Genomic DNA, 21,391 nt, shown 5'->3' with positions numbered 1-21,391 from the left:
TGGAGGAGAGACAACGGCCCACATGCCGAGGAGGATGCCATGAGCATGTTTCTGCCAAGTTGCGATGTAGGGTGCTGCGAACATCTGCGGCGCTTGCGCGATTTGATCGATGAAAGCCCGCCTCGGCTAGGCTGACGCTCTGACGTCAGAGCTGTCACAGCCGCTCCTCTCCTCACGCACGGCGTAATCCGACCAGCAACCCAGAAGGTCGTCCGAACATGAGCATGCAGACTGAATACCTAGCAGCCAAATCCGGTGGCAAATTGAAAATCCTGGCGAGCGTCGCTGCGGCGGTCATTGTTCTTGGAGCAATCGCGCTCGATACCAAAGTGGTGAAGATCGGATCCGAGCATGACGTCCGGGAACAGGCGTTTTCGCCTGCCGCTTATGGTGCCGAGCAGTTCCCCAAGATCCAGGCCGATGTCGAGAAGCGCGCGGTCGATGCCGTCGAGCTTTCGAATGCGATTGCAGCTGACAAGAAGGCAGCTGGCGAAAAATACGGGGTTGCTACCAGCACAGGACCGGTCATCCCGGTATCCTTCACCGGCGTCGTCGGCACGCGCAAGTCCAATTACAACGAGATCAAGATCGATGGCCTGCCTGCCGACATGATGGTCCGTGTGCAGACCGGTCCGGCGGTCAACGGAACCGATCTGCGTGACGCCACCGGTACCATCGAGTTCGGTCAGTTTACCAATCAGATTCAATATCAGGACGCCGGGTCGGCCATCAACAATGAAATGAAGACGTCGGTTCTCGCCGGCATCGACCCAGCGACGCTTTCAGGCAAGACGGTAACGGTCGTTGGCGTCTTCAAGCTCATCAATCCGAAGAGCTGGCTTGTGACCCCGGTTAAGGTGGACGTGAAATGAGCCAGGCAGCACGTGTCAATGGCAAGCTGGGCGAGGTCGTGCTCGCAGCGCGCAATATAGCCAAGTCCTATGGCAGTGTTCATGCGCTGAAAGGTGTGAACTTCGACATTCATCGCGGCCAGGTCACCACTCTCTTTGGTGAAAACGGCGCCGGCAAATCAACGCTGATGAAGATCCTGTCCGGCGTCGTTCAGCCGAGCTCAGGTGACATCGTCCTCGACGGCAACCCCGTAAGCTTTAGCTCCTCCACCCACGCGCGCGAGTGTGGGATTTCGATCATACATCAAGAGTTGAGCCTCGCGCCGAACCTCAGCGTTCGCGACAACATCTTCATGGGCCGCGAAATCATAAATGGAGGTGTCGTCGACTTCGCTGAAGAGGAGCGCCAGACCCGGGCGCTCATGGAGGAGCTGGAAGAAGACATTGACCCGCTGACACGTGTTGAGGATCTGCGTCTTGGCCAGCAGCAAATCGTGGAGATCGCCCGAGCCCTGTCGGTCAACTCGCGCATCTTGATCATGGATGAACCGACCTCGGCGCTGAGCGCAACCGAGGTGGAAGTTCTCTTCAAGGTTATCAAGGATCTGACGAGTCGCGGGGTTTCGATCGTCTATATCTCTCACCATCTCGAAGAAGCTTTGCAGATCACCAATCATGCGGTCGTGCTTCGCGACGGCAAGATGACCGCTTATGCCGAACGCAAGGATATTGATCTCGAATGGATCGTCCGCAACATGGTGGGCGACAATTTTGATCTGGGAAGCCCGCCGATTGGATATGAGATTGGACGCGTGGCGCTTTCAATCAACAATCTGAGCGTTCCCGGCCCGTCAGGCGCCGCATATAACGCGGTCGACCGGCTGTCACTGCAGGTCAAGTCCGGCGAAATTGTCTGTATATACGGTCTGATGGGAGCCGGTCGCACCGAACTCCTGGAATGCGTGGCTGGCCGGCTGAGGTCGAGCGGTGGCCAAATCCTCCTTGAGGGGCGCGATGTTGCCGGTCTGAGCATCGCCGATCGAATCAAAAATGGTTTGGTCCTGGTTCCCGAAGATCGCCAGCGGGACGGCTTGGTTCAGACAATGACGGTTGGTTCGAACCTGTCACTGGCGAGCATCCGTGCCTTCACCAAAGGGCTTTTTACCTCAGTCCGACGGGAGCGGGATCTGATCGACGACTCGATCAGAAAGGTTCACGTCAAAACGGACGGAGGAGGTGCCGCGATCGGTTCGCTTTCCGGCGGCAATCAGCAGAAGGTCGTTATCGGAAAGATGCTTGCTACACAGCCGAAGGTCATCCTCCTCGACGAACCAAGCCGCGGCATCGACATCGGCGCAAAGGCGGAAGTGTTCAAGCTGTTGGCAGAGCGTGCAAAGCAGGGTCTGGCGGTGATCTATTCGACATCGGAAGTCAACGAATGCCTCAGCATCGCGCATCGCATCATTGTCATGCACCGCGGCAGGATATCGGCCGAGTTCGGTTCAGATGTCACTAAAGAGAAGATCATGGCCGCTTCTGGCGAAGCAGTGATCGCGCACTAGCCCGGAATTATGGAGCACTGATTATGTCAGTCACGAATCTCACCGAAAAGAAAACAGTGGCGAATGGGCAAAGGCGCAATATCAATTTCGTGCGTCTGCTTCTGGAGGGACGTGCGTTTTTTGCACTGATCGTGATCATCGCGGTCTTTTCCTTCCTGTCGCCAAACTACTTCACCTTGAACAACTTTCTGATCATGGCCTCGCATGTTGCGATCTTCGGCATCCTGGCCATCGGCATGCTGCTTGTGATCCTCAACGGCGGTATCGACCTGTCGGTCGGCTCGACGCTTGGACTTGCCGGCTGCATTGCCGGATTCCTGATGCAAGGTGTCACCTTGAATGCCCTTGGGGTTATCTTGTACCCGCCGGTTTGGGCCGTCGTCGTTCTCACCTGCGCGCTGGGGGCCGTCGTGGGGGCGGTCAATGGCGTATTGATCGCCTATTTGAAGGTGCCGGCCTTCGTTGCCTCGCTCGGCGTCCTCTACGTCGCTCGCGGTATTGCGCTGCTGATGACCAATGGCCTGACCTACAACAATCTCGGCGGGCGGCCGGAACTCGGCAACACCGGCTTCGATTGGCTCGGCTTCAATCGCCTGGCTGGTGTCCCGATCGGCGTCATCGTGCTGGCGGTCCTTGCAATCATCTGCGGTATCGTTTTGAGCCGCACTGCCTTCGGTCGCTGGCTGTACGCCTCGGGCGGCAACGAGCGTGCCGCCGACCTCTCGGGTGTTCCGGTCAAGCGGGTCAAGATCCTGGTCTATGTGCTTTCGGGCGTGTGCGCTGCGATTGCTGGTCTGGTTTTGTCTTCCCAGCTCACTTCGGCCGGCCCGACCGCTGGCACAACCTATGAGCTGACTGCAATTGCAGCGGTTGTCATCGGCGGTGCGGCGCTCACCGGCGGGCGAGGGACTGTTCGAGGCACGATGCTCGGTGCCTTTGTCATCGGCTTCCTTTCCGACGGGCTCGTGATCATCGGCGTGTCGGCCTACTGGCAGACGGTCTTCACCGGCGCCGTCATCGTTCTGGCAGTTCTCATGAACAGCATCCAATACCGACGTCGGGTCAAATCGACCTGACGGACGCGACTGAACTTGTCCACGACGGCCCATCTTCAACAAATCGCCGATTGCGGAAAGCACGACCGGTTCGCCGGTAACATCTGAGCTCATCGAAAGGGAGAGAGAAACTATGTTTAGAAAAGGTATTCGTATTCTTCTGGCAGCTGCAGCGGTTGCGCCGATTTTGGCAAGCTCCGCATGGGCGGACGGCTTGATGACGATCATCGTCAACGATCCCTCCAACCCATACTGGCTGACGGAAGGCAATGTCGCAAAGGCCACCGCCGAAAAGCTCGGCTACACGGCCTCGGTGAGTGCTCATAAGGGCGACACCAACACTGAAAGCAACCTGATCGACACCGCGATCACCAACAAGTCGGTCGCGATCATTCTGGACCCGGCGAATGCCGACGGCTCGGTCGGCGCAGTGAAGAAGGCTGTGGCTGCCGGCATTCCGGTCATTCTGGTCAACGCGGAAATCAACCAGGAAGGGCTTGCGAAGGCGCAGCTCGTTTCCAACAATGCTCAGGGAGCAGCCCTTGGCGCCCAGCAGTGGGTCGAGAGCGTTGGCCAGGAGGGCAAGTATGCCGAGCTGTTGGGCGCTCCGTCCGACAACAACGCGGCAACCCGCTCGAATGGCTACGAGACTGTTCTCACTCAGTATCCGGATTTAGAAAAGGTTGCTCAGGAAGTTGCCAACTGGGATCGTACCCAGGGCCACAACAAGATGCAGTCCATGCTCCAGGCTCATCCCGACATCATCGGCGTGATTTCGGGCAATGACGAAATGGCGCTCGGTGCAATCGCTGCGCTTAAGGAAGCCGGCAAGCTTGCAAACGTCAAAGTTGGCGGCTTCGATGGTTCTCCGGACGCTGTTGCTGCGATCAAGGCCGGCGAACTCCAGTACACCGTTCTGCAGCCGGTCGCCGTCTTCTCTGAGGAGGCCGTCAAGCAGGCAGACAACGTCATCAAGACGGGCCAGACCGGCGCCAAGAGTGAAAAGCAGCTCTTCGATTGCCTGTTGATCACCAAGGATAACATCGACAAGTACACGGGCCCGTTCGTTCTCGCCCAGTAACGGTACGAGAGGACGCCGGCAGCGGCGTCCTCTTCCTCTTGCATGCGGATCTCATGAATGCCATTGCCGTGACCCATTGCATGTTTCCTTAAATCGGAACCGATCTAAGGATAAAAACATGCAGCAATTCAAAGTGCTACAGCGACCTTTGTGCGTCTGAAAAGACGCGACGGCGCTGTAGTGGGGAAGGCGGCACGCGCGGCCGCTCCTTCGGACTCCTGCTTTGCTCTTGCAAGGCATTCGCAGTAGGAGTTCTGGGATCCAGGGAATTTGGCAGAGAGGCTAACGTGACACAGAAGATAAGCGTAGGAGCACTCCTGTCGGACGAGTTGCCAAGCGACAGCAGGCATACGCGCCAGCTCGTTCGCCGACAAATGATTGCGGAGGCGGTTATGGCGGAAGGTTCGATGCGCATCGAGGACCTGACCGATCGCTTCGGAATAAGCCTGATGACGGCGCACCGCGATGTGGACGAACTGGTCAGCAGGGGTCTTTTCCGGAAGACGCGTGGCATTGTCACGGCCGCCGCCACCAGCCTGATCGAGTCGAGCGATGTTTATCGTGCGAGCCGCCAGTCGGCGGAGAAAAAGATAATCGCGAAAGCCGCTATGCAATTTGTCGAGCCAGGGCAGGCGATCTTCTTCGACGATTCCACCACCGTCCTTCAAATGGCCGAACATCTGCCGGCCAAGGTCCCGCTGACAGCGATCACAAACTCGCTGACCCTCATGAACGCGCTAAAGGGAATGCACGATGTCACCCTTCTGGCCCTCGGAGGTCAGTATTACAACTGGTGCAATGCATTCATGGGGCGCATGACGATCAACGAAATCAACAGGCTGAGGGCGGATGTGGCATTCATTTCCATGTCCGCGATCACCGACGACATCGTCTTCCACCAATCCCCGGAGCTTGTCGATACCAAGCGGGCAATGTTCGATTGCGCCGTCAAACGCATCCTTCTCATGGATCACACCAAATTCGAGCGGCGCGCGTTGCACAGCTTCGCGGCGCTGACGGAATTCGACGTCGTCATCGTTGATGACAAGACGCCAGCCACTCACGTCGATCGCATGCGATCAAAGGATATCAATGTCGTCATCGCCAAGAACGACGAAGTCCGGTCCTGAACCTGCGCGATACCGTCGCCCTACGGTTCAAGAGCATGTCGGTCGTCGTCTTCACCAGTGAGAGTAACCTGAATGCCTAGTCTGCTCGGAATTGACAGCGGCTTGACCGTGACCAAAGCGGTGATTTTCGACGTCGATGGTACGCCGATTGCCGTGGCGCGCCGGCGCGTCACGCAGTTCATGCGCAAGGCCCGTCATGTCGAACGGGATATGGACGAACTCTGGAACGCCACCGCCGACGCAATTGCAGAGGCAGTGCGCCTCAGCAATCGCCCGGCCACCGATATCAAGGCGATTGCGGCCACTGCTCACGGCGACGGTATCTATCTGCTGGATCGCTCTCGCAAGCCGCTTGGGCGCGCGTTCCTGTCGCTCGACAGCCGGGCGGGATCCGTCGTCGACCGATGGCTGGGAAGCAGCATTGCGGACGAAGCCGTAAGACTGACCGGCCAGCTTCCGCATGTCTCTGCGCCGTCTGCCCTTCTCGCGTGGATCAAGGAAAGGGAACCCGCCCGTTTCGAACAGATCGGTCATATCCTAAGCTGCAAGGATTGGCTGCGCTTCTGCCTGACAGGCGAGATCGGCACTGACCGAACGGAAGCAAGCACGTCCTTCACGAATGTCGAAACACAGGACTATTCGGAAGAGGCGCTTCGCCTTTTCGGACTGGGCGAGCTGAGCCATGCGCTGCCGCCGGCGTCCCGTTCTGATGAGATTGTAGGACATGTCACGCGTGCCGTCGCAGAGCGTACCGGCCTGTCGGAGGGCACTCCTGTGGTCGCCGGCCTTCACGACGTGACGGCGTCCGCCTTGGGAGCCGGAGGCTATGCATCCGGTGTCGTCGCGGTGATAGCCGGCACCTATTCGATCAACGAGACCTTGTCGAGCGAACCGAGAGTCGACAGGCGGTGGTTTTGCCGTAATGCCATTGCGCCCGGTCAATGGAACAACATGTCGATTTCGCCAGCATCGACGGCAAATTATGACTGGTTCCTCGATACCCTGTGCGAGAGTGAGCGCACGCGCGTCGAGGCGGCGGGACAATCGGTGCATGCGTTGCTTGCGCCCGAGATTGAAGCGGCGTTCAGCCGTCCATCGACCGCGCTGTTCCATCCCTATCTCTTCGGCTCTCCCTACGGTGCCTCGGCAAGCGCCGGATTCTTTGGGCTCGGTGGATGGCACGACAGGGGCGACATGTTGCGGGCTGTCCTGGAAGGGATCGCCTTCAACCATAAGATCCATGTCGATGCACTGCGCGACGGCTTCGAAATTTCCGAGGCAAGGCTTGCCGGTGGCATCTCGCGCAATAAATTGGTCGTGCAAATGTTCGCCGACATTCTCGGCTTGCCGGTCACCGTAACCCAGACGGACGAGGCTGCCGCCTGGGGTGCTGCGCTCTGCGCAGGCGCGGGCATCGGCCTTTACGCCGATCCCCAAAGCGGTCTGCGCGAAGGCGAGGCGAGCGGCAGAACCTGCTATCCCGATCCTGCCCGCAGCTCCGACTATCAGGTTCGATATGACCTTTTTCGCGAGATCGCTGACGCGATGACGCCGATCTGGCCGAAGCTCGGAAAACTCGTTCCGGCCGAAACCCAGGAATAAAAGGACCGAAGTTGCCGCCATGCACGGCGCTTCTAGGCAGTTCACCAGGACAATACTTCAATGACTGATATCGCCACCGATCTGGAACAGCGTTTCGCGCGGCTGCAAGAAAACGACATCGACGTCGTCATTTTGGGAGCAGGCGTCAATGGTGCGGGATTGTTCCGCGATCTGGCCTCCCAGGGGGTCAGCTGCCTTATCGTCGACAAGGCTGATTTCGGTTCGGGGACGAGCGCGGCGCCGTCGCGACTGATCCACGGCGGTCTCAAATATCTCGAGACCGGTGAGTTCGGATTGGTCGCGCAATCAACGCTCGAACGGAATTTGCTCCTCAAAAATGCCCCGCACTGCGTCGAGGCGCTTCCGACTTTCATTCCGATCTTCTCCTGGACGCGGGGCATATGGGCGGCACTACGGACTCTGATGGGTTCGACGACTGCACCGCGCAGCCGCGGCGCCGTGCTCGTGAAGATCGGGCTTGCGCTGTATGATTTCTTCGGATCGCGCAATCGCGTCATGCCGCACCACAGATTTGTGCTGAAGAAGCAGGCGCTGAGGGAACTGCCGCATGTCACGCCGGCAATCGTGGCCGGAGGTTTCTATTATGATGCCAAGATCAGCCGGCCGGAGCGGCTCGTCTACGAACTCGTCATGGATGGGCTCGAAGCGAACGCAAAATCACTGGCAGCGAACTTCACAACGCTGACGTCGTCAATGGACGGAAAGCTCACCTTCCAACGATCGAACGGAAGCACATTTTGCGTTTCTCCAAAACTCGTCGTCAACGCGGCCGGTCCGTGGATCGACCGTGTCAATGAAGCGCTCGGCGCGCCGTCAAGGCTGATTGGCGGCACGAAAGGATCGCATATCCTGCTCGATCATCCGGAGCTCGTGCGCAGCCTCAACGGCCATATGATCTATTTCGAAGCCGATGATGGCCGCATCTGCCTCGTTTACAGTTATTTGGGCCTTGCCCTCGTCGGCTCCACAGATATCCCGTGCGACGACCCCGATAACGTCCGGTGCGAAGAGCCGGAAATCGAGTATTTCCTGGATAGTCTGAGATCCCTTTTGTCGGGGCTTCGCTTTGAGCGCGAGCAGGTAGTCTACAGCTATAGCGGCATTCGCCCCTTGCCGGCATCCGATGCCTCTTCCCCGGGTCTGATCAGCCGCGACCACTCGGCCCCGGTCATGGAGCCGCAGCCGAGACGGCCTTTCCCGATCATCTCTCTGGTCGGTGGTAAATGGACTACATTCCGCGGTTTCGCCGAAGAGGTTGCGGACCTTGCGCTCAAACGTCTTCAACGCGTCCGCAAGCTATCCACGCAGCACCTCGCCATCGGCGGCGGCAGAAATTTTCCGGCCAGGCCCGCAGCCAGAGCGGATTGGATACGAGCGACTGCGACGAGAACGGGTGCGGACCCGAAGAGAGTGGACGCGCTTTTGGCGCGGTACGGTACGACGGCGTCGGCGATCCTTGAACATCCGTCAACCTATACCGACGCGGACCGCCTTTCCGGTGCTGCCCACTATAGCCATCTAGAAATCGATTGGATCGCGCGGCAGGAGCTCGTCGTCCATTTGTCCGACATCGTTCTCAGGCGCACCACGCTTGCGATCGAGGGCACCCTGACAATGGAGTGCTTGCGGCAGATCGGCGGGGTCGCCGCGGCGGCGCTTGGATGGACGGAGCAGCGGCTCGCCGCGGAGATCGACGACGTCGTGACGTCGTTGAAGACCTTTCACGGCCAGAACCTGGATGAAACGGCCGGCGGCGCAGCGGACGCTACTGCATGTTTCCTTAAATCGGAACCGATTTAAGGATAAAAACATGCAGCAATTCAAAGTGCTACAGCGACCTTTGTGCGTCTGATAAGATGCACGGCGCTGTAGCGCGCCGGCTGCGGTTTCGCTAACTCAGGAAAAAGTCGGGTCCAGTGCGCCGGACTTGTAGCGCTTTGCCATTTCCGAAAGCGGAAGCGGCCGGATGTCGGAAGCCTTGCCGGCCGTTCCAAATTGCTCGAACCGTTCCTTGCAGAGCTTCGTCAGCGCCGCCATTGCCGGCTTGAGATATTTGCGCGGATCGAATTCACTGGGGTCTTCCTGCAGTACACGCCGGATCTGACCGGTCATCGCCATTCGGCCATCGGTATCGATGTTGATCTTGCGGACGCCATTCTTGATGCCGCGCTGTATTTCCTCGACCGGAACGCCCCATGTCGACTTCATCTGGCCGCCGTACTTGTTGATGATCTCCTGCAACTCGACCGGCACGGAGGATGAGCCGTGCATCACCAGATGCGTATTCGGCAGCTTCTGGTGAATCGCTTCGATGACGTTCATCGCCAGAACCGAGCCGTCCGGCTTGCGGCTGAACTTGTATGCGCCATGCGACGTGCCCATCGCAATCGCCAGTGCATCGACCTGGGTCTCGCGGACGAATTTGACCGCCTCGTCCGGATTGGTCAGAAGCTGATCGTGAGAAAGCTTGCCTTCGGCTCCATGGCCGTCCTCGGCTTCGCCCATGCCGGTCTCCAGCGAACCCAAAACGCCGAGTTCTCCCTCGACCGAGACCCCGCCGAGATGGGCCATTTCGGTGACCGTTTTGGTGACCCCGACATTGTAGTCCCAGTCGGCCGGTGTCTTGGCATCCGCCTTGAGGGAGCCGTCCATCATGACGGATGTGAAGCCAGCTTGAATGGCGGTCATGCAACTGGACGGTTCGTTGCCGTGATCGAGGTGCACGCAGACGGGGATGTGAGGATAGATTTCGACGACGGCATCCATCATGTGCTTCAGCATGATGTCATTGGCATAAGCTCGGGCGCCGCGTGAAGCCTGCATGATCACCGGCGCGTCGAGGGAATCGGCTGCTTCCATGATGGCAAGGGCCTGTTCCATATTGTTGATATTGAATGCGGGCACGCCGTAGCTTTTTTCCGCGGCGTGATCGAGCAACTGTCTCAACGTAATGCGTGCCATCAAGCTCTCTCCTTCTGAGCAACCGTAGTTGGGTTCAAAATAACTGCATGGATCGTCCTATTAGCGAGGATCGACTGTCGTAACTCCGCTGAAACGCGCATATCACGCATCGAGATAATTAACAATGAATAATAACAAAATCACAATACATGCGATATTTTGTTAAAGCCATGTGCGAAGGACTTTCCGGCCGGGCGATCGGTTGCGCACCAACCGCCGTCGGTCGGCGCATCGTGCCGAGATATCCAAGGACGATTTTTGAATCCCTGCGCCATTCTGAGTGCAGCGGCTAGCTCCAAAGGTGAACTCAGAGACTGCGCAAAAAGATTTCTCGCGTTCAAAAGGATGGGACCTAATCATTGCGCGCTGCAATGATCCAGTCGGCTGCGGCGGAAAGATCTGCCACGGTGGCGGTTGGCGAAGGTTTGAAACGCCTCTCATCGCCATCACGATATTTGCCGGTGCGAACCAGCAATGCCCGGGAAATTCCCGTCTCCAGAGCCCCGGCCACGTCCACTTCGGCGTCGTCACCGATCATGACCGCCTCCGCTTTCGAGCAATTCATGCTGGCAAGCGCGGACCGGAAAAATGCTGGCGACGGCTTGCCGAGGACAACAGCACTTCTCTGGCTTGCGAATTCCAGCGCCGCGACGAAGGCTCCCGCATCGAGACTGAGTTTTCCATCCCTGTCCTGAAAGGTCCGGTTCGACGCGAGTGCCAGGAAATCCGCGCCCTCTGTCAACGCTCGAAATGCGCGGTTAAGCGTCAAGTAGTCAAAGGTTTCGCCGGCATCGCCAACGATGACGGCCTTCCCCTGGCATCCCGCCAGGCCGTGGAATTCCGACGCCAGATCGGGATGAACCAGGAGATGCGGCGACAGGTCGTGTTGCTTAAGCCATTCCCGCGCCGCCTGCGCGGGAGTGAAGAGTTCGCCGCTCGCGATGGAAAGTCCGAACCGATCGAGCCGTTCAACGATAGCCTGCCTGCTTGAACGTGTCGTGTTGCTCACGAACCGGATCGGAAGGCCAGTCTCCCGCAACCGTGCGATGGCTTCCGCAGCACCCGGTAGAACGTCCTCGCCGTCATAGACGACGCCAGCGAGATCCAGAAGCACGCCGTTAATCATCACGGCAGAATGAACTCCGAGATATCGCGCGTCAAATCCCCTCAGAATGCCCAGCAACATTTCTTTATAAAATCGCCTTCGGTCAGACATGTTTCGGTAAAAACCGCGCCGCAATTTGGATGCTGAAATTGTCACCTCTGAAACAGGTGGTCGAAGGAGAGCGCCGTGGAAACCGAAGAGATGAAGCGGTGGAATGTGCAGGGTGGGTCGATTCAGAAACTTGGCGTCGGGTTAGGCGCTTGCTGCCTCTTTGCCGGTGTATTGTATCTGGCGGCCTACGTTGGAGGGAACGACGTCGTCATCGCGCCGATTGACGCCAACGACCGGGTTGCCGTGGAAACTGTCAAGGACCGACCGAGTGTGAATATGCTCCAGGCAGCCATCGACGCGAGCCCGGCTGTTCCATCGCCGCCGGCTGCGAAGCCGGCCGCTGTTGCAATCCGCCATGTTGCGCCAAAGCTGGCTGAATCTCCTGCCAAGAGCCGCAAGGAAGAGGCTGCAGTGGTCATGCCGTCAGGAGTGGCGCGTTTCGATAGTTGCCTACCGGAGTGCGAGACGCGAGATCCTTTGATCGCGGAATATCATGGAACGAGCCGGGACTTCGTGCCCGTGAATGCGCCGGCAGACGATGAAGAGGAAGTCGAATTTGGTGTCTCGCCCTTGCGGGAAGCCGGCCATATGTTCGACTCGGCATCGGAGGCATCCGGAAAGGTCCTCAGGAGAGGGCGGCAAGCGCTCCACAATCTCATTCCCGTCAATTGGTAGGGCCGAGCGCGAGCACGCAATTCCCTAACGGAAACCGCTTCGCACTTTTCCTGGAATTGCCCTAGCTCGCGTATCTCGCCTCCAGGAGATCAAGCTCGCGGATCAGCTTGCGAGCCGTCTCGGCATCGATCTGTCGCTTTCGGCGTCTGCGGAAGATCTCGCTGCGCTCGGCTCGTACCGCCGCCAGTCTCAGATCGCGTTCGATCCTCTCGTTACGACGGGCGAGCGCTGCTTCTTCTCCGTTCTTGCCGCGGCTTGCGATGCGTTGCCGATACATCTCCATGATGCGGGAGGCTGCTGTGACGTAGAGATCAGCATCCCTTCGACCCTCCGACAGCGTGTGTTGCACCCGCTCGACTTCGGCGATCGCCGCTTCGGCGGCCGCAACACGCGCGGCATCCTCCTCGGCTTCGTGCGTCGGCTCGGCGGGCATGCGCAGGCCCTTGAGAAAAGCAGGCAAGCCGATGCTTGCGGCGATGAGGGAAACAATGATGACGCCGGCGGCTAGAAAGATGGCCAGATCCCGTGCTGGAAAAGCCGAACCGTCGTTCATCGTCAATGGCAGCGTCAGTACGCCTGCAAGCGTGATGGCGCCGCGCACGCCTGCAAAGGACATGGCCGCGATGATGCGCCAGCTCGGCGAGGCTTGGCGTCGGCCGGTGCGCAGCAGCGTGAACTGCACCGAGACCCAGACCCAGATGAAGCGAAGCAGGGCGAGTGCTGCATTGATGGCCAGGACATAGACGACAAGCCACCACGGGTTCTGATGGCCGGTCACCCTGACAGTCTCGATGGCGCTCGTGATGATCTGCGGCAGTTGCTCGCCGAGCAATACGAAGATGGCGCCATTGGCCGAGAGCTGTATCATGTCCCAGACGGTCGTGCGGCGAATGCGCGTGATCGCTTCCGCGTTGCCGCTGCTTTCGGCGTAGCTCATGGTAACGCCGGCTGCCACGGCCGCAAGGATGCCGGAGCAGTGCAGGTGCTCGGCGAGCAGATAGGCCGCGAAGGGGATCAGCAGGCTGATCAGGATCTGCGAGCCGCTCTCCTCTCCGAGTTGCCGCGAGACCCAATCCTTGGCCCGCGTTATCGCCCAGGTGACGGCAAAGCCGATCGCTACGCCCCCGATAGCGAGCCACAGAAACGTCAGGAAGGCCTCATGGAGGGAAAACACGCCGGTCAGTGCAGCCGCTACGGCAAAGCGGAGGCAAACGAGACCGGATGCATCATTCAGCAGCGATTCCCCTTCGAGGATATGCATCATGCGCTTGGGGATCGGCACGCGCTGGGCGATCGCCGAGACTGCGATAGGATCGGTCGGCGAGACCACGGAGGCAAGCGCGAAGGCGACGGCTAACGGCATTGCCGGAATCATCAGATGCACGAAGAGCCCGACGCCGACCACGGTGAAGACGACGAGGCCGAACGCCAGTTCGAGGACCGTCCAGCCGTCCTTGGCCAATTCGTCGGCCGGGATGCGCCAGCCATCGAGAAACAGCAGTGGGGGCAGGAAGAGAAGGAAGAAGATATCCGGCTCAAGAGTAACGCGAAGATTGGCAATGAGGCCGATGCAGGCGCCCAGGACGATCTGGATAAGCGGCAGCGGCAATGAAAAAGGCAGGCTTCTTGAAATGATGCCGCTGATGACAACGGCGAAAAGCAGGATGAGGGCAGTCGCTATGATGGCCAATGTCTCAGCAATATCCGTTGGCGAATTGATCATGCAATGCCGGGAGAATACCAAGGACGCTCGTCAAGACAACCTTGAATGCCGGAAACTACAGCGCCGCACATCAAAAGTGACGCGCAAAGACGCTGTAGGTCTATGAAGCCGCTTTACAAGCTTGAGCGGTTGGCCATTGCCGTTGATGCCTCAAAGGCAGATAGACATCAAGGGTACGCGGTTGCGCCGTCGGGCTTGCGCGTAATCTTCCTCTCCCAGTGGATGTAGTCTTCCTTGATCAGTGCCTTCTCATCGATCTCGATGCCCCAGCCGGGACGATCGGGCCTAAGTTCCATATGCCCGTCAACCGGCATGTACGGATCGGCGGCCCAGGGAGCATGCACGTGCGGCTTGAATTCCAGGATCTTGAAGTTCGGCTGTGCTGCGCAAAAGTGAATATTGACCGCCGTTGCAAGCGGGCCCATCGGATTGTGCGGCGCGACCGTCACATAATGCGCTTCGGCGATCGCCGCTATGCGACGCATCTCGGTGACGCCGCCGACAACGCAGATGTCGGGCTGGATGATGTCTGCCCCGCGCGCGCTCAGAAGCGAGAGGAATTCGAAGCGGGAATAAAGCGATTCCCCCGTTGCCAAGGGCACCGTCACCTTCGATTTCAACTCAGCCCAGGCAGGGATGTGTTCCGGGCGGATCGGCTCCTCGTAGAAGAGGGGGTCGTGTGGTGCGATGGCCGCCGCAAGCTGCACGGCCTGATATGGCTCATAGATCTTCGCATGAGCATCGAAGGCAAATTCAAAATGCGATGGCGTCATTTCGCGGATCGCGCCGAAATAGTCGCCCGTCTCCTTGACGAGTTCGCCCCAGCGGCCTGCGTGCAGGTCGCGTCGATAGGGGCTGAGCTTGAAGGCGGTATAGCCGTAGTCTTCGTTGAGCTTCAATGTTTGATCGAGGGCTGCTTCCGGGTCCGGCGCCGTGTAGACGCCGCAATAGACCCGAACCCGATCCCGGACATTGCCGCCGAGCAGCATGTAAACCGGCAGGCCGGCCGCCTTGCCGGCGATATCCCAAAGGGCATGGTCGATCGCCGAAATCGCTGCGAGGCCAAGTGCACCCGGCGGAAAGCGGCATTGCTGATTGAGCTTGAGGACCAGGAATTCGACACGGCGCGGATCCTCGCCTTCGATCTGACGAAAGAGGTAGTCCAGGAGCGGCGGCAGCGCCCAGTCCGGACCATGATTATAGGCCTCGCCCCATCCGGAAATGCCCTCGCTGGTTTCCATCTTGACGAGGAGGCGCGGGCGGTCGTCGACCCGCTGCATATAGGTCTTCAGTGCGGTGATATGCATGGCATCCTCCGTCAGGCCGCGTGGCCAACGCGCTCGACGATCGTGCGCAGATCTGCACGTTCGGTATCGTTGAGGCTTTCAACGCCGGGGATCCGGACAGGTCCGACATCGGTGCCGAGCATGCCAAGGGCTTCCTTGACGACCGTGACATTGGCACCGTTGAGATATTTCGTGCGCATGGCCTCGAAGCCCGCAATATCGTCGATAAGGCTGCGGGCTCTTGCAAAGTCGCCTTCTTCCAGAGCCTGGTGGATGGCCTGCGAGCGCTCGGGGAAGACGTTGACAAGGCCTGAGGTGAAGCCGCGTGCGCCCATGGCGTAAAAGGCAGGCGCCCAGCCTTCCGCGAGACCGCAGACCCAGATCGCGGGAGCATCCGTGGTGGCGCGGATCACCTCGGCAAGCAGCATCAGGTTGCCGGAAGCGAATTTGATGCCGGCGATGTTCGGGTGGAGGGCGAGCTGGCGGAAATCGGCGACCGCGAATGTATCGCTTCGCACATAGGCGATAACCGGGACCGTCGACGCCTCGGCCAACTCAAGAAAATACTTAGCCTGGTAACTGGGGCCGGCGAAGGGATCCATCGGGTGATGACCCATGATGGCGTCCGCCCCGGCGGCGATAGCGTCACGCGCCAGCCCCTTTGCTTCCGTCAGCGAGCGGCCGACGGCCGCGCTGACGAGGGCCTTTTTGTCCGCCGCCTCTATGGTGGTGCGGTGCACCAGACGGACTTCATCGAGCGAGAGCGTAAAGAATTCCCCCGTATTTCCGGCCGCCATCAGATTGTGGACACCGGCGGCAGCGAGTCGGGCAATCAGGGCCGAAAGCTTTGCCGTATCAACGCTTCCGTCCGCAGCATAGGGTGTCACCGGTACGCCGGATATTCCCGTCAGAGCCTTCCGGATCTTTTCCATTGCCTCGCTCACGTCAGATGTCCTCTTTCTTCTTGAATATGATGTTGAGATAGGTTTCGCCTGATCGCACCACGTGATCGCGCATGGCGCGCTCAGCTTTATCGCTGTTGCCCGAGATGATGGCCGCGGCGATCGCGCTATGTTCGGCAAGCGCCTTATCACGCTCTTGCGGATCGGAGTGGATGACGCGCCGAATGCTGGCGTCGTAGAACTGTTGTCGCTCGATCATCCGCGACAAATACTGACAGCGGGAGGCGACGTGGATCTGATCGTGGAAGGTCTCGTTCAACGCGATCAACTCATCCGCCAAGCCGTTTTCGGTTGCCGTCCGCATCAGCGCGACGGTCGCGTCTATTTTCGCCGCGTCTTCCTTGGTGATCCGCTTTGCCGCCAGATGCGCGATCATTGATTCCAGCGCCGCACGGGCAAAAATCATCTCTTCTGCCCATCCCGCATTGAATCGGATGACGACGCCGCGCCGCGGCAGGGTCTCGACCAGGTCTTCGGCCTCGAGCTGCCTTAGCGCCTCCTTGATCGGCGTCGTGCTGACGCCCAGTTGTTCAGCCAATTGGCGCTCGTTTACCCGCTCGTTCGGCTCGAAGCGTCCGGACAGGATGGCCGTTCGGAGCGTGCGGTGAACATGATCCCGCAACGTGCTCAGATATCGCGGATCGATCTTTTCGATCCGATCGTCGTTCGACGATGAGCCTTCATCTTTCAGCATTTGAAGAATTCCCCGTTGACGGCAAAATCATTTTGTGAGATCTGATATACCAGATTTCAGATCGATGTCGATACGAAAATTCGCGCATGACGCGATTATCGACATGCCAACGGGAGGAAGAAATGCGCATCTTCAGACGGCAGTTTTTGATCACGTCAGCGCTTGTCGCTGCGAGCCTCATGGCCCCGATGGCCGCTGACGCCGCCACGCCGAGGGATCAGCTGGTGATTGCAGTCAATATGTCGTCGATGCGCGGCCTGGATCCGAACGAGCTCAATCAGCTGGAATCGGCTGAGGTCGTCGCCAATCTCTACGAGCGCCTTATCGCGCTGCCGGCCGACGACGTCACGAAGCCGATGCCGGGTTTGGCCGAAAGCTGGTCCGTTTCAGACGATGGCAAGACTTTCACGTTCAAGATCCGCCCGGATGTCGCCTTTCATTCGGGCAATCCTGTCACCGCAAAGGACGTCGAATGGTCGCTGCGTCGCCTCGTCAAGCTGGGATTGGCGCCGTCCGTCGATCTTCGTCAGTGGGGCTTCAAGGAGGACAACGTCGATAATCTGATCAAGGCGACGGATGAGTCTACCCTCGTTCTGCAGACGCCGGAGGTCTGGAACCCCAATCTCATCCTTTATTCGCTGGCGAGCTTCTCGACGTCGATCCTGGACAGCGAGCTTCTGGCAGAGCACGACAAGAACGGCGATATGGGGAGAGAATTTCTCCAGACCAATGACGCCGGATCCGGCCCCTATTCGCTGCGCACCTGGCGCGTAAACGACCTTCTGATTGCCGATGCGTTCGAGGATTACTGGCAGGGTAAGCCAAAGATGCGCCGCGTGATCCTTCGTCATATTCCAGAATCGTCGGGCCAGCGACTGCAGCTCGAGGCGGGTGATGTCGATGTTGCAACGCGACTGTCGTCAACCGATCTGGCGGCCGTGGAATCGGGCGGCAACGCCGATATCCAGAAGACACCAGGCTACGGCTTCTACTATCTCGCCCTGAACCAGAAGGACGAGATCCTCTCAAATCCGAAGGTGCGCGAGGCGTTCCGCTATCTCATCGACTATGACGGGCTGGCTGATACTGTCATGAAGTACTACGGCATCAAGCAGCAGACGATCGTTCCCGCCGGCCTGCCCGGCGCCAGTGACAGCAATCCCTACAAGCTTGATATTGACAAGGCCAAGCAACTGCTTTCGGAAGCCGGCTATCCCAACGGTTTTTCGAAGGTCTACTACGCAACGCCTGTCACGCCGGAGTATGAGGTCGCCCAATCGCTACAGGCCAATGCCGCAAAGGCAGGCATCAAGCTCGACCTGCAGGGCGGCGACCATATCGGCAAGTTCCGCACACGCGAGTTCGAAATCTTTTCCGCCCGATCCGGCGAGCGCCTGCCTGATCCGCATGCGGTCCTTGCGTCCTATGCAACGAACGCCAACAATTCCGATGATGCGAAACTGGCGGGCCTCCTTGCCTGGCGAACGGCCTGGGACGTGCCGAAGGATATCCAGGATATGGTAACGGCCGCTGCCCACGAAACCGATCAGGCAAAGCGCACGGCACTCTATGCCAAGATCAACCAAGCCTACTTCGACGCTTCTCCTGCGCTGATCACGTCGTTCCAGCGCACCGATGCCAAGGCGGTCCGCAAGGATATCAAGGGATATGTCGGCCATTCGACCTGGCTCACGCGCTGGGACTCCGTCTCCAAAGGCAAATGACCCACGCTCCGTGGAAGGAGGAAAAGTTGAGTATCTCGCAGACATCCGAGGCCGGTCCGGGCGGCGGCAGCGCCGCCCTTGCGGCTCTGCGCAAAGTGGCGACGTCCGTTGCCGTCATCCTCACCACGTTGTTTGGCCTGCTCGTCATCACCTTCGTTGTCGGGCGCATGGTTCCGGCCGATCCGGTCATCGCCGTGATCGGCGACCAGGCTGATCAGGCAACCTATGAACGCGTCTACAAGCAGATGGGCCTGGATCAGCCGCTCTACGTCCAGTTTGCGACCTATATTGGTAATGTTGCCCATCTGGATTTTGGTCAGTCCCACGTGACCAAGAATCCTGTCGCCAGCGATCTCGCAAGAGTGTTCCCGGCGACGCTCGAGCTTGCGACGCTGGCAACGATCATCGGTGCTGGTCTCGGCATTCCTCTCGGCATCATCTCGGCCGTCAGAAGGGGCACCTGGGTCGATCACCTTGCGCGCATCGTCGGGCTTCTGGGGCATTCGACACCAATCTTCTGGCTCGGCACGATCGTCATTCTTGTTTTCTATGCAAAGTTCGGTCTCATCCCCGGCAGCGGCCGGCTGGACGTCTACAATGAAGGGCTGGTCGAGGGTCCGACGAACTCGATCCTGGTCGATGCGATCCTCGCCGGGGAGTGGGAAGTGTTTCGCGATGCGCTTCTGCATGTCGCGGCACCTGCCTTGATCCTCGGATATGCCGCCATGGCCTATCTCAGCCGCATGAGTCGCAGCTTCATGCTGGAGCAGCTCCGCCAGGAATATGTGCTGACGGCGCGGGCGAAAGGGCTCGGTCAACGCGCGATCATCTGGCGGCATGCCTTCCGCAATATCAGGGTCCAGCTTCTGACGATCGTGGCGCTTGCCTATTGCGGGCTTCTGGATGGCACGGTGCTGATCGAGACGGTCTTTGCCTGGCCGGGTCTCGGACAGTATCTGACCTCGGCACTGTTCTTCGCGGACATGAACGCGGTTCTTGGCAGCGTTCTGCTTATCGGCATCATTTCGATTGCCGTCAACCTTCTGTCGGATCTGACCTACCGGTTCCTCGATCCGCGCACCCGGTGACATCATGGCGACACGTTACTTTAACGACCTGCACAATTGGCTCATCAACGAGGAATTCACCTCGACACGCCAGGCCCGGCTGCACAAGGCCTACGTCCTGTGGCTGAGCCTGCTTGCCAATCCGCTTGCCTTTGCCGGTTTTCTGGTGGTGCTCGTGCTGGTTCTCGTGGCCCTGTTCGCTCCGCTTCTGACAAATCACGACCCGCTCCTGCAGGATCTGTCCCTGGCGTTGCGGCCACCGTCAGCCGAGAACTGGTTCGGGACGGATGAATTTGGTCGTGACGTCTACTCGCGGCTTGTCTACGGCGCACGCACGACACTTTACATCAGCATTCTCGTCACCCTGATCGTGGCGCCCATCGGTTTTGTGATTGGTGCGACGGCCGGCTATCTCGGCGGCTGGGTTGATGTCGTCCTGATGCGCATCACGGACATCTTCCTCTCGTTTCCGAGCCTGGTGCTCGCGCTGGCCTTCTCGGCGGGTCTGGGTCCCGGGATCGAAAATGCGGTGATCGCCATCGCGCTGACCGTCTGGCCCCCGATCGCGCGTCTGGCCCGCGCCGAAACGCTGACCTTTCGTTCTGCGGACTTCGTCGTCGCGGCCGAGCTGCAGGGCGCGGGCATGGGCCGCATCCTGCTGAGGCACATCGTGCCGCTCTGCGCGCCATCGATCATCATTCGCATCACGCTCAACATGTCGAGCGTGATCCTGACGGCTGCCGGACTGGGATTCCTGGGTCTGGGCGCTCAGCCGCCTATGCCGGAATGGGGCGCAATGGCTGCCTCAGGACGGCAATACCTTCTCGATGCCTGGTGGCTTACGACGGTTCCGGGCATTGCAATTCTTGTTGTCAGTCTCGCCTTCAATCTCTTGGGCGACGGGCTGCGTGACATCATGGACCCGCGAAATGCCTGATCTTTCACAACCGATCCTTTCGGTCGAGAACATGTCGGTCCAGTTCCCGACGCTTTCCGGTCTGACGACTGCAGTCAGGAGCGTGTCCTTTCAAATCGGCCGCGAGAAGGTGGGCATCATCGGCGAGTCCGGCTCCGGCAAGAGCACGACCGGCCGCGCCATCATGCGCCTTCAGCCACCGAATGCCCGCATCACCGCCGACGAACTGCGTTTTGAGGAGGTGAACCTTCTTGCCGCCAGCGAGGCTGAAATGCGCTCCATTCGAGGACGACGTATTTCGATGATCCTTCAGGATCCGAAATACTCGCTCAATCCGGTGATGACCGTCGGCGAGCAGATTGCCGAAACCGTCATTCTTCACGAGCACATCGGCCGGCGTGAGGCGCGGGAGAGGACGCTTGCAATGCTGGAGCGGGTGAGCATTCGGGATCCTCGCCGCGTCTTCGGTCTCTATCCGCACGAAGTGTCGGGCGGAATGGGACAGCGGATCATGATCTCGATGATGCTGATTTCCTCGCCATCGCTGATCATAGCCGATGAGCCGACGTCGGCGCTGGATGTGACGGTCCGGCAGCAGGTGCTGTCGATCCTCGATGACCTGATACTGGAACGCAATATCGGCCTGATTTTCATCTCGCATGACCTCAATCTGGTAAAAAGCTTCTGCGACCGCGTCGTCATCATGTATGCGGGCCGGATCGTCGAAACGCTTGAAGCATCGAAGCTTGACGAGGCTACTCACCCTTACACACGCGGTCTCCTCGAAGCCCTTCCAAGCCTCGATCATCCCCGCGACCGGCTGGAGGTTCTCAAGCGCGAAGCGACCTGGGCGGAGGGATGAGAT

Annotated in this window: 18 protein-coding genes; 12 read left to right on the top strand and 6 right to left on the bottom strand. The window is 59.2% G+C overall.

Features of this window, described 5'->3' with window-relative positions; all coding sequences use genetic code 11:
- Positions 1 to 218 precede the first annotated feature (218 nt).
- The 7 genes from AAE029_RS09380 (at position 219) to AAE029_RS09350 (ending at position 9,102) form a co-directional block, all read left to right on the top strand.
- Positions 219 to 872: a DUF2291 family protein gene (locus AAE029_RS09380; protein WP_371072560.1), complete on the top strand. Its 654-nt coding sequence runs from the start codon at positions 219 to 221 to the stop codon at positions 870 to 872.
- Positions 869 to 2,413 carry a sugar ABC transporter ATP-binding protein gene (locus tag AAE029_RS09375; protein ID WP_371072559.1) on the top strand — a complete coding sequence of 515 codons (1,545 nt, stop codon included), beginning with the start codon at positions 869 to 871 and terminating at the stop codon, positions 2,411 to 2,413. Before AAE029_RS09380 ends, AAE029_RS09375 begins: the two co-directional genes overlap by 4 nt.
- A gap of 23 nt (positions 2,414 to 2,436) precedes the next feature.
- Positions 2,437 to 3,489, top strand: coding sequence for an ABC transporter permease (locus tag AAE029_RS09370; protein ID WP_371072558.1), 1,053 nt, complete (start codon positions 2,437 to 2,439; stop codon positions 3,487 to 3,489).
- Between the two features lie 112 nt (positions 3,490 to 3,601).
- Entirely contained in the window at positions 3,602 to 4,549 is a 948-nt protein-coding gene (locus tag AAE029_RS09365; RefSeq protein ID WP_371072557.1) for a D-ribose ABC transporter substrate-binding protein, read from the top strand.
- A gap of 287 nt (positions 4,550 to 4,836) precedes the next feature.
- Complete coding sequence (locus tag AAE029_RS09360) at positions 4,837 to 5,679, top strand: DeoR/GlpR family DNA-binding transcription regulator (RefSeq protein WP_371072556.1); 843 nt, start codon at positions 4,837 to 4,839, stop codon at positions 5,677 to 5,679.
- A gap of 72 nt (positions 5,680 to 5,751) precedes the next feature.
- Positions 5,752 to 7,281 carry an FGGY-family carbohydrate kinase gene (locus tag AAE029_RS09355; RefSeq protein ID WP_371072555.1) on the top strand — a complete coding sequence of 510 codons (1,530 nt, stop codon included), beginning with the start codon at positions 5,752 to 5,754 and terminating at the stop codon, positions 7,279 to 7,281.
- A gap of 60 nt (positions 7,282 to 7,341) precedes the next feature.
- The gene (locus AAE029_RS09350) at positions 7,342 to 9,102 is read left to right on the top strand and encodes a glycerol-3-phosphate dehydrogenase/oxidase (RefSeq protein WP_371072554.1); all 1,761 of its coding nucleotides are present in this window, start codon (positions 7,342 to 7,344) and stop codon (positions 9,100 to 9,102) included.
- Between the two features lie 96 nt (positions 9,103 to 9,198).
- Here the strand turns inward: AAE029_RS09350 and fba are convergent, their stop codons facing one another.
- Together fba and AAE029_RS09340 are read right to left on the bottom strand one after the other, a co-directional pair.
- Positions 9,199 to 10,263, bottom strand: a complete 1,065-nt coding sequence (gene fba, locus AAE029_RS09345; RefSeq protein ID WP_371072553.1) for a class II fructose-bisphosphate aldolase — start codon at positions 10,261 to 10,263, stop codon at positions 9,199 to 9,201.
- Between the two features lie 352 nt (positions 10,264 to 10,615).
- A complete protein-coding gene (locus AAE029_RS09340) occupies positions 10,616 to 11,389 on the bottom strand; it encodes a TIGR01458 family HAD-type hydrolase (protein WP_371072848.1) in 774 nt (257 codons plus the stop codon).
- A 165-nt stretch (positions 11,390 to 11,554) separates the two neighbouring features.
- Here AAE029_RS09340 and AAE029_RS09335 point away from each other — a divergent pair, with 165 nt between their 5' ends.
- A complete protein-coding gene (locus AAE029_RS09335) occupies positions 11,555 to 12,154 on the top strand; it encodes a hypothetical protein (protein ID WP_371072552.1) in 600 nt (199 codons plus the stop codon).
- 61 nt (positions 12,155 to 12,215) lie between these two features.
- On the opposite strand, the gene AAE029_RS09330 is transcribed toward AAE029_RS09335, so the two are convergent.
- The 4 genes from AAE029_RS09330 to AAE029_RS09315 all read right to left on the bottom strand — a co-directional run bounded on the left by AAE029_RS09330 (position 12,216) and on the right by AAE029_RS09315 (position 16,819).
- Positions 12,216 to 13,844, bottom strand: a complete 1,629-nt coding sequence (locus tag AAE029_RS09330) for a Na+/H+ antiporter (RefSeq protein ID WP_371072551.1) — start codon at positions 13,842 to 13,844, stop codon at positions 12,216 to 12,218.
- Positions 13,845 to 14,044: 200 nt separating this feature from the next.
- Entirely contained in the window at positions 14,045 to 15,184 is a 1,140-nt protein-coding gene (locus tag AAE029_RS09325; RefSeq protein WP_371072550.1) for a mandelate racemase/muconate lactonizing enzyme family protein, read from the bottom strand.
- 11 nt (positions 15,185 to 15,195) lie between these two features.
- Entirely contained in the window at positions 15,196 to 16,095 is a 900-nt protein-coding gene (locus AAE029_RS09320) for a dihydrodipicolinate synthase family protein (RefSeq protein WP_371072847.1), read from the bottom strand.
- Positions 16,096 to 16,108: 13 nt separating this feature from the next.
- A complete protein-coding gene (locus AAE029_RS09315) occupies positions 16,109 to 16,819 on the bottom strand; it encodes a GntR family transcriptional regulator (protein ID WP_371072549.1) in 711 nt (236 codons plus the stop codon).
- A 122-nt stretch (positions 16,820 to 16,941) separates the two neighbouring features.
- Between AAE029_RS09315 and AAE029_RS09310 the strand changes: the two genes are divergently transcribed.
- The 4 genes from AAE029_RS09310 to AAE029_RS09295 are packed head-to-tail and all read left to right on the top strand — an operon-like array spanning position 16,942 to position 21,388.
- Positions 16,942 to 18,543, top strand: a complete 1,602-nt coding sequence (locus tag AAE029_RS09310) for an ABC transporter substrate-binding protein (RefSeq protein WP_371072548.1) — start codon at positions 16,942 to 16,944, stop codon at positions 18,541 to 18,543.
- Entirely contained in the window at positions 18,540 to 19,631 is a 1,092-nt protein-coding gene (locus AAE029_RS09305) for an ABC transporter permease (RefSeq protein WP_371072547.1), read from the top strand. Before AAE029_RS09310 ends, AAE029_RS09305 begins: the two co-directional genes overlap by 4 nt.
- A 4-nt stretch (positions 19,632 to 19,635) precedes the next feature.
- Positions 19,636 to 20,547, top strand: a complete 912-nt coding sequence (locus AAE029_RS09300; protein WP_371072546.1) for an ABC transporter permease — start codon at positions 19,636 to 19,638, stop codon at positions 20,545 to 20,547.
- Complete coding sequence (locus AAE029_RS09295; protein ID WP_371072545.1) at positions 20,540 to 21,388, top strand: ABC transporter ATP-binding protein; 849 nt, start codon at positions 20,540 to 20,542, stop codon at positions 21,386 to 21,388. Before AAE029_RS09300 ends, AAE029_RS09295 begins: the two co-directional genes overlap by 8 nt.
- The last annotated feature ends 3 nt before the right edge of the window (positions 21,389 to 21,391 follow it).

Origin of the sequence: Sinorhizobium sp. CB7 (genome assembly GCF_041357635.1) — a bacterium.
Taxonomy (GTDB): domain Bacteria; phylum Pseudomonadota; class Alphaproteobacteria; order Rhizobiales; family Rhizobiaceae; genus Rhizobium.
Note: the sequence above shows the minus strand (reverse complement) of the source record. Positions and strands in the feature narration are given on the sequence as shown.

Bases quoted from the DNA above. Each gene is read 5' to 3' on its own strand.
- AAE029_RS09380 (WP_371072560.1), top strand. From the start codon at position 219: ATGAGCATGCAGACTGAATACCTAGCAGCCAAATCCGGTGGCAAATTG.
- AAE029_RS09375 (WP_371072559.1), top strand. From the start codon at position 869: ATGAGCCAGGCAGCACGTGTCAATGGCAAGCTGGGCGAGGTCGTGCTC.
- AAE029_RS09370 (WP_371072558.1), top strand. From the start codon at position 2,437: ATGTCAGTCACGAATCTCACCGAAAAGAAAACAGTGGCGAATGGGCAA.
- AAE029_RS09365 (WP_371072557.1), top strand. From the start codon at position 3,602: ATGTTTAGAAAAGGTATTCGTATTCTTCTGGCAGCTGCAGCGGTTGCG.
- AAE029_RS09355 (WP_371072555.1), top strand. From the start codon at position 5,752: ATGCCTAGTCTGCTCGGAATTGACAGCGGCTTGACCGTGACCAAAGCG.
- AAE029_RS09350 (WP_371072554.1), top strand. From the start codon at position 7,342: ATGACTGATATCGCCACCGATCTGGAACAGCGTTTCGCGCGGCTGCAA.
- fba (WP_371072553.1), bottom strand. From the start codon at position 10,263: ATGGCACGCATTACGTTGAGACAGTTGCTCGATCACGCCGCGGAAAAA.
- AAE029_RS09340 (WP_371072848.1), bottom strand. From the start codon at position 11,389: ATGATTAACGGCGTGCTTCTGGATCTCGCTGGCGTCGTCTATGACGGC.
- AAE029_RS09325 (WP_371072550.1), bottom strand. From the start codon at position 15,184: ATGCATATCACCGCACTGAAGACCTATATGCAGCGGGTCGACGACCGC.
- AAE029_RS09320 (WP_371072847.1), bottom strand. From the start codon at position 16,095: ATGGAAAAGATCCGGAAGGCTCTGACGGGAATATCCGGCGTACCGGTG.
- AAE029_RS09315 (WP_371072549.1), bottom strand. From the start codon at position 16,819: ATGCTGAAAGATGAAGGCTCATCGTCGAACGACGATCGGATCGAAAAG.
- AAE029_RS09310 (WP_371072548.1), top strand. From the start codon at position 16,942: ATGCGCATCTTCAGACGGCAGTTTTTGATCACGTCAGCGCTTGTCGCT.
- AAE029_RS09305 (WP_371072547.1), top strand. From the start codon at position 18,540: ATGACCCACGCTCCGTGGAAGGAGGAAAAGTTGAGTATCTCGCAGACA.
- AAE029_RS09300 (WP_371072546.1), top strand. From the start codon at position 19,636: ATGGCGACACGTTACTTTAACGACCTGCACAATTGGCTCATCAACGAG.
- AAE029_RS09295 (WP_371072545.1), top strand. From the start codon at position 20,540: ATGCCTGATCTTTCACAACCGATCCTTTCGGTCGAGAACATGTCGGTC.